The sequence below is a fragment of the Isoptericola sp. b515 genome, from assembly GCF_030588125.1.
In the GTDB taxonomy this organism is placed as follows: domain Bacteria; phylum Actinomycetota; class Actinomycetes; order Actinomycetales; family Cellulomonadaceae; genus Isoptericola; species Isoptericola sediminis.
This window is the reverse complement of the sequence record NZ_JAUQYR010000003.1, coordinates 135777-149081: the sequence shown is the minus strand read 5'-3', so window position 1 is coordinate 149081 and position 13305 is coordinate 135777. Positions and strand designations below refer to the sequence as shown.

Genomic DNA, 13305 nt, shown 5'->3' with positions numbered 1-13305 from the left:
CATGTCCGGTCACTCGAAGTGGGCCACGACCAAGCACAAGAAGGCGGCGATCGATGCCAAGCGTGGCAAGCTCTTCGCGAAGCTGATCAAGAACATCGAGGTCGCGGCCCGCACCGGCGGCGGCGACCCCGCGGGCAACCCGACGCTGTTCGACGCCATCCAGAAGGCGAAGAAGTCGTCCGTCCCCAACGACAACATCGACCGCGCGGTCAAGCGCGGTTCCGGTGAGGGCGCCGACGCCGTCGACTACCAGGTCATCATGTACGAGGGTTACGGCAACAACGGCATCGCCGTCCTCGTGGAGTGCCTCACCGACAACAAGAACCGTGCCGCGGCCGAGGTGCGCACGGCCTTCACGCGCAACGGCGGGTCGCTGGCCGACCCCGGCTCGGTGTCCTACCTGTTCTCCCGCAAGGGTCAGGTCGTGGTGCCCAAGGCCGACGGCGTCACGGAGGACGACGTCATGCTGGCGGCGCTGGACGCGGGCGCCGAGGAGGTCATCGACCAGGGCGACTACATCGAGGTGCTGTCCGAGGCGACCGACCTGGTCGACGTGCGCTCCGCGATCGTGGACGCCGGGATCGAGTACGACTCCGCGGACTCGATCTGGCACCCGTCGATGCAGGTCGAGGTCGACGTCGAGGGGGCGCGCAAGATCATGCGGCTCATCGACGCCCTCGAGGACAGCGACGACGTGCAGAACGTGTACGCGAACTTCGACGCCCCCGACGAGGTCATGGCCGCGCTCGACGAGGACTGACGCGCAGCGCACCGCAGGTGCGGGCGCGCCTCGGCGGCCCTGTCGGGGGTGCGTGAGACAGTGACGGCGTGCGAGTGCTGGGAGTGGATCCGGGGCTGACCCGGTGCGGTGTCGGGGTCGTGGACTCCCGGCGGGGGCGCCGGGCCGCCCTCGTGGGCGTCGGTGTGCTGGGCTCGGCGCCGGGCACGAGCACGGACCTGCGCCTGCTGACGATCGCCGACGGCCTGGAGAGCTGGCTGGACGAGCACACCCCGGACGTCGTGGCGGTGGAGCGCGTCTTCGCCCAGAACAACCGGGGGACCGTCATGGGCACCGCGCAGGTCGCCGGCCTGGCGATGGTCGCCGCCGCCCGGCGCGGCGTCCCGGTCGCCCTGCACACCCCCAGCGAGGTCAAGGCCGCCGTGACCGGTTCCGGCCGGGCGGAGAAGGCGCAGGTCCAGCGCATGGTCGCCTCGATCCTGCGGCTGGACACCGCACCGAGCCCGGCGGACGCCGCCGACGCCCTCGCGCTCGCCATCACCCACCTGTGGCGCCCGGCGGGTGCCCTGCAGGGCGGCGACCACCACGAGCTCACCCCCGCGCAGCGCGCCTGGGCGGCGGCCGAGCACCGCGCACGCGGGCGGCAGCGCGCCCCGCGCACCCCACGGAAGGAACACGTCCGATGATCGCCTCCCTGACCGGCACCGTGGCGCAGGTCGCCCTGGACCGCGCGGTGGTCGACGTCGGCGGCGTGGGCCACCTGGTCCACGCGACGCCGTCGACGCTGGCCGGTCTGCGCGTGGGGGAGCGGACCCTGCTGCACACGACCCTCGTGGTGCGCGAGGACTCGCTGACGCTCTACGGCTTCGCCGACACCGAGGAGCGCGAGGTGTTCGAGACCGCGCAGTCGGTGTCCGGGGTCGGCCCGCGGATCGCCCTGGCGATGCTCGCCGTGCTCACCCCGTCCGCCCTGCGCCGCGCGGTGGCGGACGAGGACACGGCCGCGCTGCGGCGCGTGCCCGGGATCGGCACCAAGAGCGCCCAGCGCATCGTGCTCGAGCTCTCCGGGCGGCTCGGTGCACCGACGGACGCGGCCGGCACCGAGGACGGCGGCACCGCCCCGACCGGCGGCGACGGTCGCGACCAGGTCGTCGAGGCGCTGGTCGGTCTGGGCTGGTCCGCCAAGATCGCCGAGGGCGCCGTCGACAAGGCGCTGGCGGAGGCCGGCACCGAGAGGATCGCCGCCGCCGACGTTCCTGCCGTGCTCCGCGCGGCTCTGAGGCAGCTGGGGCCGCGCCATGGCTGAGGGCGCGATCGACCCCCAGGACCTCGGCGAACGGCTCATCGGCGCGGGTGCCGACGAGGTCGAGCGCGCGGCCGAGGCGGCGCTGCGGCCCAAGAAGCTCGACGACTTCGTCGGGCAGCGGGTGGTGCGCGACCAGCTCTCCCTGGTGCTGCAGGCCTCCATGGCGCGCGACACCGCCCCGGACCACGTGCTGCTGTCGGGTCCGCCCGGGCTGGGCAAGACCACGCTGGCCATGATCATCGCCGCCGAGCTGGGGACCTCGCTGCGGGTCACCAGCGGCCCGGCGATCCAGCACGCGGGCGACCTCGCCGCCGTGCTGTCCTCGCTCGAGGAGGGCGAGGTGCTGTTCATCGACGAGATCCACCGGCTCGCCCGCCCGGCCGAGGAGCTGCTCTACGTCGCGATGGAGGACTTCCGGGTCGACGTCGTGGTGGGCAAGGGCGCCGGTGCCAGCGCGATCCCGCTGACCCTGCCGCCGTTCACGGTGGTGGGGGCCACCACCCGGTCGGGGCTGCTGCCGGCCCCGCTGCGCGACCGCTTCGGGTTCACCGGGCACCTCGACTTCTACGAGGCGGCCGAGCTGGAACGGGTGATCCTGCGCTCGGCCGGGCTGCTCGGTGTCGAGATCAAGCACGAGGCCGCGCACGAGATCGCGGGCCGCTCGCGCGGCACCCCGCGGATCGCCAACCGCCTGCTGCGCCGCGTCCGGGACTGGGCGCAGGTGCGCGGCGACGGCGTGCTCGACCTGCGGGCGGCCCGGGCCGCGCTGGAGGTCTACGAGGTCGACCCGATCGGCCTGGACCGACTGGACCGCGCCGTCCTGGCGGCGCTGTGCCGCCGGTTCGGCGGCGGGCCGGTCGGGCTGACGACGCTGGCGATGACCGTCGGCGAGGAGTCCGACACCGTCGAGACGGTCGCCGAGCCGTACCTCGTGCGCGAGGGACTGGTCGCGCGCACCCCCCGCGGGCGGGTCGCGACCGCCGCGGCGTGGGAGCACCTGGGGCTGGAGCCGCCGGCGGGGACGTGGGCCGCACCGGCGTCGGCGAGCGGTGAGGGAACCGGGGCGACGTCGCGCACGTTGTTCGACGAGGTCTGAGGGTGCCGCACGGCACCCTAGACTGAGACGAACACACGATCTTCCGATAGAAGGACTGAATCCCCGTGGACCCCACGATCATCATCCTCTTCGTCGCGCTCGCCGCGCTCATGCTGTTCATGAGCTCGCGGACGCGCAAGCAGCAGAAGCAGCAGGCCGAGTTCCGGTCCTCGCTCGCCCCCGGCCAGGAAGTCATGACGGGTTCCGGGCTCGTCGGCACCGTGGTCGACATCGACGAGGAGTCGGACATCGTCACCCTCGAGTCCACCCCGGGTTCCCAGACCCGCTGGCTGCGGGCCGCCGTCGTCAAGCGGATGGACCAGCCGGTGGCGGACTCCGAGGACGACGAGGTGACCGAGGACACGTCGGAAGCCGGTAGCATCGCCCCCGCAGACGGTCCCGTCGAGGTGCCGGACGACCTGTCGGAGCTGGACACCGCGGAGCGGAAGGTCCAGGAGGACAAGCGCCGGGAGCACGGCGAGACCGAGGACAAGTGACCTCCGCGCCGGTCGGGCCCTGACCCGACCGGCGCCATCACGCTCCGCTCCGGCGGCGCGCACACGGGAAGAGAACCAAGTGGCCAACTCCAGCACGCGGCGCTCGCGTCCGGTACGCACGCTCGTGGTCTTCGCGCTCCTGTCGATGGTGGTGCCGTTCGTGGCCCTCCTCGTCGGGACCTACCTGGACCCCAAGAGCGACGACAACCCCGGCGGCGCCAGCCTGGCACCCGGACTCGCTCTCGACCTGCAGGGCGGGACCCAGATCATCCTGACGCCGACGTCGACGGATGGTTCCGAGCTCACGCCGGAGGCGATCGACGAGTCGATCAACGTGATCCGGCAGCGCATCGACTCCTCCGGCGTCGTCGAGGCCGAGATCGTCAACCAGGGTGGCGAGAACATCGTCGTCTCCATCCCTGGCGAGGTGTCCCAGGCGACGATCGACCTCGTCTCCCAGCCGGCGCAGATGCGCTTCCGCCCGGTCCTGGCCTACGAGCTCGGGATCCCGTCCCAGCAGCCGTCCGCGGAGGCGTCCGAGGGCGCCGACGGGTCCGGTGAGGGCGACGCGGCCGAGGGCGAGACCCCGGCCGGAGCCACCCCGGAGGAGCTCGCCGCGCTCGACGAGCAGATCGCGACCGAGGCGCAGGACGTCGACCCCACCGACGCCTCCGACCTCGCGCAGATCACGCCCGCCGTGCAGGAGAAGTTCGACGCCCTCGACTGCACCGACCCGGCCAACCTGGCCGGTGGCGGCGGGGCGGACCCGGACCAGGTCCTGGTCACCTGCTCCAACGACGGCAGCATGCTGAAGTACGTCCTCGGCCCGGTCGAGGTCGACGGCACGCACCTGAGCAACGCCAGCTCCGGGCTCGGCTCCGGCCCCAACGGCACGACCACCAACGAGTGGGTCGTGAACATCGAGTTCGACGCCGAGGGCACCACGGAGTTCCGCCAGGTCACCGAGCGGCTGCAGAGCCTGGAGTCCCCGCGCAACCAGTTCGCGATGGTCCTGGACGGGCTCGTCATCTCGGCCCCGTCGCTGGCGCCCGGTGTGATCATCACCGACGGCCAGGCGCAGATCTCCGGGTCGTTCACCCGGGACTCGGCGGCCACGCTGGCCAACCAGCTGAGCTTCGGCTCGCTGCCGATCGCCTACGAGGTCCAGAGCCAGGAGACGATCTCGGCCACGCTCGGCTCCGAGCAGCTCCGCAACGGTCTCATCGCGGGTCTGATCGGTATGGCCCTGGTGGTCGTCTACTCGCTCTTCCAGTACCGCACCCTGGGTCTGGTGACCGTCGGTTCGCTGCTCATCGCGGGCGCCATCACCTACGTGTTCATCGCGCTGCTGTCCTGGACGATCGACTACCGCCTGTCCCTGGCGGGCGTCGCCGGTCTGATCGTGGCCATCGGCTTCACCGCGGACTCGTTCATCGTGTACTTCGAACGCATCCGGGACGAGATGCGTGACGGACGCTCGATGGCGATGGCGGTCGAGCGAGGATGGCGACGGGCCAAGCGCACCGTCCTGGCCGCCAAGTCGGTCACGCTGATCTCCGCGATCGTGCTCTACTTCCTCGCCGTCGGCGGGGTGCAGGGCTTCGCGTTCACCCTGGGTCTGACGACGATCATCGACATCGCCGTGGTCTTCTGGTTCACGCACCCGACGCTGCAGCTGCTGACCAAGGTGCCGTTCTTCCGCGACGGTCACTCGCTGTCCGGGCTCTCGCCCGAGCGCCTGCGCAGCACCAGCGGCCCCCGGTACGTGGGGGCGGGGCGCTTCTCGACGCCGGAGCCGACACCGGAGACCTCCGAGGAGCCCGAGAAGGAACCGGTGCCCGCCTTCGCCGGGGCCACCGCCTCGCCGGCGCCGAGCACCGACGACTCCGGTCGCCGGATGACGATCGCCGAGCGCCGCGCGGCGCAGCGCCGTGCGGCCGCCGCGGACGGGCCGCCGGACGACCCCGGGACCGACGAACGCCGTGACGACGCCGTCCCCGGCGAGAACGAGGAGAGCCGCTGATGGCCGGCAGCATGACCTTCGCCCAGTGGGGCAACGACCTGTACACGGGTCGTCGCTCCTACCCGATCGTCGCGAAGCGGCGGGTCTGGTTCTCGATCGTCGGCGTCCTGGGGATCGCCTCGATCATCATCCTGCTCACCAAGGGCCTCACCCTCGGGATCGACTTCCGGGGCGGTTCGGAGTTCACGGTCAACGGCACGTCGACGACCGAGCAGTCGGTCGCCGTCGACGCCGTGCACGAGGTGCTGCCGGAGGACGAGCCGCGCGTCGCGGTCGTCGGCGGCGACGCCGTCCGGGTCCAGACCTCGCAGGTCTCCGGCGCCGACGAGACGGCCGTGGTCGAGGCCCTCGCCGCCGGGTACGGCGTCGAGGCCGCGGACGTCGACTCCTCGTTCGTCGGCCCCACGTGGGGTGAGTCGGTCTCCGAGAAGGCGCTGTGGGGCGTGACGGTCTTCGTCCTCCTCGCGGCGGCCTTCATGGCCGTGTACTTCCGCGCCTGGCGGATGTCGGTCGCCGGCATCCTGGCGATGCTCAGCGACCTGCTGATCTCCGCCGGGGTGTACGCCCTGATCGGCTGGGAGGTCACGCCGTCCACGATCATCGGCTTCCTGACGATCCTGGGCTTCTCGCTCTACGACAAGATGGTCGTGTTCGACAAGGTGCGCGAGAACACCACCGGTGTGCTCGACCAGTCGCGCAACACCTACGCCGAGCGGGCCAACCTGGCCGTCAACCAGACCCTGGTGCGGTCCATCAACACCTCCGTGGTGGCCCTGCTCCCGGTGGCGGGCATCCTCTTCCTCGGTGCCTTCGTGCTCGGCGCGGGAACCCTGCGGGACCTCTCGCTCTCGCTGTTCGTCGGTATCGCGGTCGGTGCGGCCTCGTCGATCTTCCTGGCCACGCCGCTGGACGTGTCGCTGCGCCAGCGCGAGCCGAAGATCCGCCGCCACACCGAGGAGGTGCTGGCCGAGCGGGGTCGCCTGGCCGACGAGGGCGGCCACGAGGCCGAGCTCGCGGCCGTGGCCGCCGGACGGTCCCAGCTGATCCCGGGGCACCACCAGGGGCACGGGTCCCAGCCGCGCCGGAAGCGCGGCGGCAGGTGACGTCACCCGTGATCGAGGACGACATCTCGGTGGTCGCCCTGGCCGGGCTCGGTCCGGCCAGGGCGGCCGAGATCCGCTCGCTCATCCAGGACATCCCGGACTACCCGCACCCGCCGGTCGTCTTCCGGGACATCATGCCCCTGCTGGCGGACGGTGCGGCCCTGGCCGACGTCACCGACGCGTTCGCCTCCCTGGTGGAGGCCGACGGCGGCGTCGACGTGGTCGCCGGGATGGAGGCGCGCGGGTTCCTCCTCGGCGCGCCGCTGGCCACCCGGCTCGGCGTGGGCTTCGTCCCGCTGCGCAAGGCGGGCAAGCTGCCGCCGCCGGTCGAGCGCGAGGACTACGAGCTGGAGTACGGCACGGCGTCCATCGAGCTGCGCCGGGGAACACTGCAGCCCGGTGCGCGTGTTCTCGTGGTCGACGACGTGCTCGCCACGGGTGGGACGGCCGAGGCCGCCGCCCGGCTGGTGCAGCGCTGCGGGGGGACGGTCGTGGCACTGGCGTTCCTGCTCGAGCTGGCCGCCCTGGGCGGTCGGGCCCGGCTCGGTGACCACACCGTCGAGACCCTGTTGCGGGTGGGGACGTAGACTTGCCGTCCCGGAGGTCACCCCGGCGGCGATGGGCGAAGGAGGTGCTCGTGAGCGACGACACGCAGACCCGCTCTGCCGCCGACGCGCCCCGATCCTCCTCCACCGGAGCCGGGAACCGGGTGCGCAACCGCCTCGTGCGCCTCGGTCTGGGCGGTGCGACCCCCTCGACGCCGGCGCTCGAGCCGCTGCTCCAGGCGGTGCGCACCAACCACCCCAAGAGCGACCTGAGCGTGCTGGAGCGTGCCTACGGCATCGCCGAGCGCGCCCACCGCGGTCAGCAGCGCAAGTCGGGCGACCCGTACATCACCCACCCCGTGGCGGTCGCCACGATCCTGGCCGAGCTGGGATTCGACGGCGCCACGCTGGCCGCCGCGCTGCTGCACGACACCGTCGAGGACACCGACTACTCGCTGGACGACCTCACGCGCGACTTCGGCAGCGAGATCGCGATGCTCGTCGACGGCGTCACGAAGCTGGACAAGGTCACCTACGGCGACGCGGCGCAGGCCGAGACCGTGCGCAAGATGGTCGTGGCGATGGCCAAGGACATCCGCGTCCTGGTCATCAAGCTCGCCGACCGCCTGCACAACGCCCGTACCTGGAAGTACGTCTCCGGGTCCTCGGCGTCGCGCAAGGCCCGCGAGACCCTGGAGATCTACGCGCCCCTGGCCCACCGGCTGGGCATGAACACGATCAAGTGGGAGCTGGAGGACCTCTCCTTCCAGACCCTGTACCCGAAGGTCTACGACGAGATCGTGCACCTCGTGGCCGAGCGGGCCCCCGCCCGCGAGGAGTACCTCGGTGTGGTGCGCGAGCAGATCTCGGCGGACCTGCGCGGGGCGAAGATCCGCGCGACGGTGACGGGCCGCCCCAAGCACTACTACTCGATCTACCAGAAGATGATCGTGCGCGGGCACGACTTCACGGAGATCTACGACCTGGTCGGCACCCGTGTCCTGGTGGACTCGGTGCGCGACTGCTACGCGGCGCTCGGTGCGCTGCACGCGCGGTGGAACCCGGTCCCGGGCCGGTTCAAGGACTACATCGCGATGCCGAAGTTCAACATGTACCAGTCGTTGCACACGACGGTCGTCGGACCCGGCGGCAAGCCGGTCGAGATCCAGATCCGCACGCACGACATGCACCGCCGCGCCGAGTACGGCGTCGCGGCGCACTGGAAGTACAAGGAGACGGCGCGCGCCGGCAAGGGCGGGTCGAACGACCCGCGGGCGAACGACATGGCCTGGCTGCGCCAGCTCGTGGACTGGCAGCGCGAGACGGCCGACCCGGGCGAGTTCCTCGACTCCCTGCGCTACGAGATCGGTGCGGCCGAGGTCTACGTCTTCACGCCCAAGGGTGAGGTCATGGCGCTGCCGGCCGGTGCCACCCCGGTCGACTTCGCCTACTCGGTGCACACCGAGGTCGGTCACCGGACCATGGGCGCACGCGTCAACGGACGGCTGGTGCCGCTCGACTCGCCGCTGCAGAACGGCGACGTCGTGGAGGTGCTGACCTCCAAGGCCGAGACGGCCGGACCGTCCCAGGACTGGCTCAACTTCGTGAAGTCCGGCCGGGCGCGCAACAAGATCCGCCAGTGGTTCACCAAGGAACGCCGGGACGAGGCGATCGAGCGCGGCAAGGACGCGATCACGCGGGCGATGCGCAAGCAGAACCTGCCGATCCAGCGCCTGATGAGCCACGAGGCGCTCGTGGGGCTGGCCAACGACCTGCGCTACGACGACGTCTCCGCGCTGTACGCCGCGGTGGGGGAGAACAACGTCTCCGCCCAGCACGTCGTCGAGACGCTCGTGAAGTCCCTCGGCGGGGAGGACGGCACGGCCGAGGACACCGCCGAGGTCGCGCGGCCGGGTCAGGCCGTGCGCCGCTCGCGCTCCACCGGCGACCCGGGCGTGGCCGTCAAGGGCATGGACGACATCTGGGTCAAGCTCGCCAAGTGCTGCACCCCCGTCCCCGGCGACGAGATCGTCGGGTTCGTCACGCGGGGTGCGGGCGTGAGCGTGCACCGCGCGGACTGCGCGAACCTCGCCCAGCTGCGCGAGCAGCCCGAGCGGATCGTCGACGTGTCCTGGACCAACGGCGCGAACACGATGTTCCTCGTCCAGATCCAGGTCGAGGCCCTCGACCGGTCCCGGCTGCTGTCGGACGTGACGCGGGTGCTGTCCGACCACCACGTGAACATCCTCTCGGCGACGGTCTCCACGTCGACGGACCGCATCGCGATCTCCCGGTTCGTCTTCGAGATGGCCGAGCCGGCGCACCTGCAGCAGGTGCTGGCCGCCGCCCGCAAGATCGACGGCGTCTTCGACGTCTACCGCATCACCGGCACCAAGGCCGAGGACGTCGGCTCCGACGCACCCGAGGCACCCGCCGACGCCTGACCGGGCGGTGACGCCCCGACGGGCGTAGTTTCACCGGCATGGACCTGCCGCTCCGCCCGCCGATCCGACCTATGCTCGCCCGGTCGGTCGCCGCGGTGCCCGACCAGCCGGACGACGGCGTTGCCTGGGTGTACGAACCCAAGTGGGACGGGTTCCGCGCGATCGTCTACCGCGACGGCGACGAGGTGCGCATCGACTCGCGCAACGCCCGGCCGATGCAGCGCTACTTCCCGGAGGTCGTCGACGCCGTGCGGGAGGCGTTGCCGTCGCGGTGCGTCGTCGACGCCGAGATCGTCGTCGCCCGTCCGCCCGGCCCGGGCCGTCCCGACGCCCACCTCGACTTCGACGCGTTGAGCCAGCGCATCCACCCGGCCGACTCGCGGGTCCGGCGCCTGGCCGAGGAGGTCCCCGCCACCCTCGTCGTCTTCGACGTGCTGGCCCTCGACGACGAGGACCTGTCGGTCCGTCCGCTGGCCGAGCGGCTCGCCCGGCTGGACGGGCTCGGGCTGGACGACCCCCGGGTGCACGCCACGCCGCGCACCGACGACGCGGCCACGGCCCGCGAGTGGTTCGCGGCGTTCGAGGGGGCGGGGCTGGACGGGGTCGTGGCCAAGCGCGACGACGAGCCGTACCAGCCCAACAAGCGGGGGTGGTGGAAGGTCAAGCACGCCCGGACGGCCGACGTCGTCCTGGCCGGTCTGCGGGAGCACAAGACCTCGACGGCCGACCGGCCGTTGGTGGGCTCGCTCCTGCTGGGCCTCTACCTGGACGGCGCCGGGGAGGACGCCGGTCCGTCGCTGCAGTTCGTGGGGGTCGCCGCGTCCTTCCCCGCCGCGCGTCGCGCCGCGTTGTACGACGAGCTCGCACCGCTGCGGGTCGAGCCGGGGACGTCCGCGGCGGGCGACCACCCGTGGGCCGACTGGCAGGATCCCGCCGTCGCGGACGGCAGCGCGGGGGAGCGGCGGCCCGGCGCGCAGTCGCGGTGGAGCGCGGGCAAGGACCTGTCGTTCACCCCGCTGCGGGTCGAGCGGGTCCTCGAGGTCGGCTACGACCACATGGAGGGGCGGAGGTTCCGGCACACCGCGCAGTTCAAGCGCTGGCGACCGGACCGCGACCCCGGCTCGTGCACGTACGACCAGCTCGTCGAACCCGTCGGGTACGACCTGGCGACGATCCTGCCCGATGCCCCGGGCATCGACCGATGAGTTCCGGGGTCCCGAGAGGTCGGCACGGCATGGGAACCGTGAGATTCAGCATGACCTGCTCCCTCGACGGGTACGTCACCGACCCCGACGGCGACTTCCGGTGGACCGCGCCAAGCGAGGAGATGCACGCCTTCGTCAACCGCCGTGTCCGTGAGCTCAGCACATTCGTCCTCGGCCGCGCCATGTACGAGACGCTGAAGGTCTGGGACGACTGGGAGGCGGACTCCGCGGTCGAGCAGGAGTTCGCCGACCTGTGGGCGGGGCGGGACAAGATCGTCTGCTCCGACTCGCTCGACGCGCTCGCGGCTCCCCGCACGACCCTCGAACCGCGACTCACCACCGAGCGCCTCGCCGAGATCGCGGCCGGCGCGGACGGCGTCGTCGAGGTGGCGGGCCCGACGGTCGCGGCCGAGGCGCTGCGCGCGGGCCTCGTCGACGAGATCGAGATGTTCGTCGCCCCGCACGTGCTCGGCGGTGGCACCCGCGCCTTCCCGGACGGGATGCGCACGGCCCTGGAGCTCGTGGAGAGCCGGCCCTTCGCCGCCGGCGCGGTCTTCCTCCGGTACCGCACCCGGCCCTGACGAGGACCGTCAGTCGTCCGGCGGCCGGTCCTTCGCCCGGCTGGGCTGCACCCGCAGCGGCTCGCCCGGCATCTTCGGGTACTCCGGGGGATAGGGGAGGTCGCCGAGCCCGTGCTCGGTCTCGTCCCGGCGCGCCAGCTCCAGCGCCGGCTCCAACGAGCAGTCCAGGGCCGGGTCACGGTCGGCCCGCAGGGCGGCGAAGAGGTCGCCCCGCGCCGCGAACCGCTCGGGCACCGTGCGCAGGGTGAAGTCGTCCGGGTGGACCTCGGTGACCTCGTCCCAGTCCAGCGGTGTCGAGACCGTGGCCCGGGGGTTGGGCCGCAGCGAGTACGCCGAGGCGATCGTGCGGTCGCGCGCCATCTGGTTGTAGTCCACGAACAGGCGCTCCCCCCGCTCCTCCTTCCACCAGCGGGTCGTCACCGCGTCCGGCAGGCGTCGTTCGAGCTCGCGACCGATCGCGATGGTGGCGCGTCGGGCCTGGACGAAGCTCCAGCGCGGCGCGACGGGCACGAACACGTGCAGCCCTCGGCCCCCGGAGGTCTTCGGGTAGCCGACCAGGTCGAGCTCGTCGAGCACCTCGCGCAAGGTCAGCGAGGCGCGCGCGGCGTCGGCGAAGTCCGTGCCGGGCTGAGGATCGAGGTCGATGCGGAGCTGGTCGACGGCCTCGACGTCGTCCCGCCGGACGGGCCACGGGTGGAACGTCAGGGTGCCGAGCTGGGCCGCCCAGGCGATCACGGCGAGCTCGGTCGGGGCCACCTCGTCGGCCGTGCGGCCGGACGGGAAGGCGATCCGCGCGGTGCGCACGTAGTCCGGCGCGCCCTTCGGGATCCGCTTCTGGTAGAAGGCGTCGCCGTGGGAGTCCTGGCGGGTCGCCATCACGGCGTCGGGGGAGTAGCCCTTGGGCCACCGCTCCAGCGTCGTGGGCCGGTCCAGCAGCGCGCCGAGGATCCCGTCGCCGACGGCGAGGAAGTACTCGACCACCTCGAGCTTGGTGATCCCCAGGTCGCCGAACACGACCCGGTCCGGGCTGGACACCCGCACCCGACGACCGGCGACCTCGACCTCGACGGCTCCCGCGGAAGGCATGGACCCCAACCTACGCCGGGGCCGTCACCGGTGCGCGGACTCCACGCCGACGAGCGTCGCGGCCGCGGCGGACAGGGCGGCGTGCGCGGGTCCGCGCGCGGCGACCCGGGACCGGGCCTCGATCGCGCGTCGCGCACGCCCCGGGTCGGCGCCGGCCCGCAGGAGCGCGGCGGCCAGCAGGGTCGTCTCCGGGTTCCGGGCGCCGTGCAGCACCAGCTCGACCAGGGTGCGCTGCGGTGTCGTCACGGCCACGCCCCCGAGCCGCCGGGTGTCGGGACCGAGCAGGTGGCCCTGCCACAGCCGTGCACCCCGGGGCCGCTCGGGACGGTGGCGGCCCGCCGGGTAGGTGAGGTCCAGCGTCTCCGGCCGGCCGCGTCCGGTGTGCACCCAGACGGCCGTGCGTGCGGTGACGACGGCGCCGGCCGGGACCTCGGGGGCGAGCACCGAGGCGCGCAGCGCCGCGTCCACGACCCGGCCCGCCGGGCACGCGGCGTCGACCCGCAGCACCCGCAGGACGCCCTCGTGCACCAGGGTCTGCCAGGCGGCCCGGCCGCCGACGTCCCCCGGGCGGACGACCGGCGGTGCGGGGCCCGGCCCGTGCAGCAGCTCGCGCAACGGACGGGGGGCCGACGTCGGGACGGCGGGCACGCGGTCACCTCCGGGCTGGACGCGCGGTCTCC

13 protein-coding genes are annotated in these 13305 nt (G+C 72.6%); 11 read left to right on the top strand and 2 right to left on the bottom strand.

What is annotated here, in order from left to right; all coding sequences use genetic code 11:
- Position 1: 1 nt before the first annotated feature.
- The 11 genes from Q6350_RS09700 (at position 2) to Q6350_RS09650 (ending at position 11539) form a co-directional block, all read left to right on the top strand.
- Entirely contained in the window at positions 2 to 760 is a 759-nt protein-coding gene (locus Q6350_RS09700) for a YebC/PmpR family DNA-binding transcriptional regulator (RefSeq protein ID WP_171248206.1), read from the top strand.
- A 68-nt stretch (positions 761 to 828) separates the two neighbouring features.
- The gene (gene ruvC / locus Q6350_RS09695) at positions 829 to 1425 is read left to right on the top strand and encodes a crossover junction endodeoxyribonuclease RuvC (RefSeq protein WP_171248207.1); all 597 of its coding nucleotides are present in this window, start codon (positions 829 to 831) and stop codon (positions 1423 to 1425) included.
- Positions 1422 to 2045, top strand: a complete 624-nt coding sequence (ruvA, locus tag Q6350_RS09690; protein ID WP_171248208.1) for a Holliday junction branch migration protein RuvA — start codon at positions 1422 to 1424, stop codon at positions 2043 to 2045. Before ruvC ends, ruvA begins: the two co-directional genes overlap by 4 nt.
- Positions 2038 to 3141, top strand: coding sequence for a Holliday junction branch migration DNA helicase RuvB (gene ruvB / locus Q6350_RS09685; RefSeq protein WP_305066021.1), 1104 nt, complete (start codon positions 2038 to 2040; stop codon positions 3139 to 3141). Before ruvA ends, ruvB begins: the two co-directional genes overlap by 8 nt.
- A 65-nt stretch (positions 3142 to 3206) precedes the next feature.
- Positions 3207 to 3638, top strand: coding sequence for a preprotein translocase subunit YajC (gene yajC / locus Q6350_RS09680; RefSeq protein WP_304604090.1), 432 nt, complete (start codon positions 3207 to 3209; stop codon positions 3636 to 3638).
- Positions 3639 to 3717: 79 nt separating this feature from the next.
- The gene (gene secD / locus Q6350_RS09675; RefSeq protein ID WP_370375388.1) at positions 3718 to 5661 is read left to right on the top strand and encodes a protein translocase subunit SecD; all 1944 of its coding nucleotides are present in this window, start codon (positions 3718 to 3720) and stop codon (positions 5659 to 5661) included.
- Positions 5661 to 6764 (top strand): protein translocase subunit SecF, encoded by a 1104-nt coding sequence (gene secF, locus Q6350_RS09670; RefSeq protein ID WP_171248210.1) that lies wholly within the window; start codon positions 5661 to 5663, stop codon positions 6762 to 6764. Before secD ends, secF begins: the two co-directional genes overlap by 1 nt.
- 11 nt (positions 6765 to 6775) lie before the next feature.
- Positions 6776 to 7351, top strand: coding sequence for an adenine phosphoribosyltransferase (locus Q6350_RS09665; protein WP_304604457.1), 576 nt, complete (start codon positions 6776 to 6778; stop codon positions 7349 to 7351).
- Between the two features lie 50 nt (positions 7352 to 7401).
- Complete coding sequence (locus tag Q6350_RS09660; protein ID WP_304604089.1) at positions 7402 to 9753, top strand: bifunctional (p)ppGpp synthetase/guanosine-3',5'-bis(diphosphate) 3'-pyrophosphohydrolase; 2352 nt, start codon at positions 7402 to 7404, stop codon at positions 9751 to 9753.
- A gap of 38 nt (positions 9754 to 9791) precedes the next feature.
- A complete protein-coding gene (locus Q6350_RS09655) occupies positions 9792 to 10958 on the top strand; it encodes an ATP-dependent DNA ligase (RefSeq protein ID WP_305066019.1) in 1167 nt (388 codons plus the stop codon).
- Positions 10955 to 11539, top strand: coding sequence for a dihydrofolate reductase family protein (locus Q6350_RS09650; RefSeq protein ID WP_370375387.1), 585 nt, complete (start codon positions 10955 to 10957; stop codon positions 11537 to 11539). Before Q6350_RS09655 ends, Q6350_RS09650 begins: the two co-directional genes overlap by 4 nt.
- A 9-nt stretch (positions 11540 to 11548) precedes the next feature.
- Here Q6350_RS09650 and Q6350_RS09645 read toward each other — a convergent pair whose 3' ends face one another.
- Positions 11549 to 12625: a DNA polymerase domain-containing protein gene (locus tag Q6350_RS09645; protein ID WP_304604086.1), complete on the bottom strand. Its 1077-nt coding sequence runs from the start codon at positions 12623 to 12625 to the stop codon at positions 11549 to 11551.
- Between the two features lie 24 nt (positions 12626 to 12649).
- Positions 12650 to 13273, bottom strand: coding sequence for a hypothetical protein (locus tag Q6350_RS09640; RefSeq protein ID WP_304604085.1), 624 nt, complete (start codon positions 13271 to 13273; stop codon positions 12650 to 12652).
- Positions 13274 to 13305: the final 32 nt, after the last annotated feature.

Bases quoted from the DNA above. Each gene is read 5' to 3' on its own strand.
- Q6350_RS09700 (WP_171248206.1), top strand. From the start codon at position 2: ATGTCCGGTCACTCGAAGTGGGCCACGACCAAGCACAAGAAGGCGGCG.
- ruvA (WP_171248208.1), top strand. From the start codon at position 1,422: ATGATCGCCTCCCTGACCGGCACCGTGGCGCAGGTCGCCCTGGACCGC.
- ruvB (WP_305066021.1), top strand. From the start codon at position 2,038: ATGGCTGAGGGCGCGATCGACCCCCAGGACCTCGGCGAACGGCTCATC.
- secF (WP_171248210.1), top strand. From the start codon at position 5,661: ATGGCCGGCAGCATGACCTTCGCCCAGTGGGGCAACGACCTGTACACG.
- Q6350_RS09655 (WP_305066019.1), top strand. From the start codon at position 9,792: ATGGACCTGCCGCTCCGCCCGCCGATCCGACCTATGCTCGCCCGGTCG.
- Q6350_RS09650 (WP_370375387.1), top strand. From the start codon at position 10,955: ATGAGTTCCGGGGTCCCGAGAGGTCGGCACGGCATGGGAACCGTGAGA.
- Q6350_RS09645 (WP_304604086.1), bottom strand. From the start codon at position 12,625: ATGCCTTCCGCGGGAGCCGTCGAGGTCGAGGTCGCCGGTCGTCGGGTG.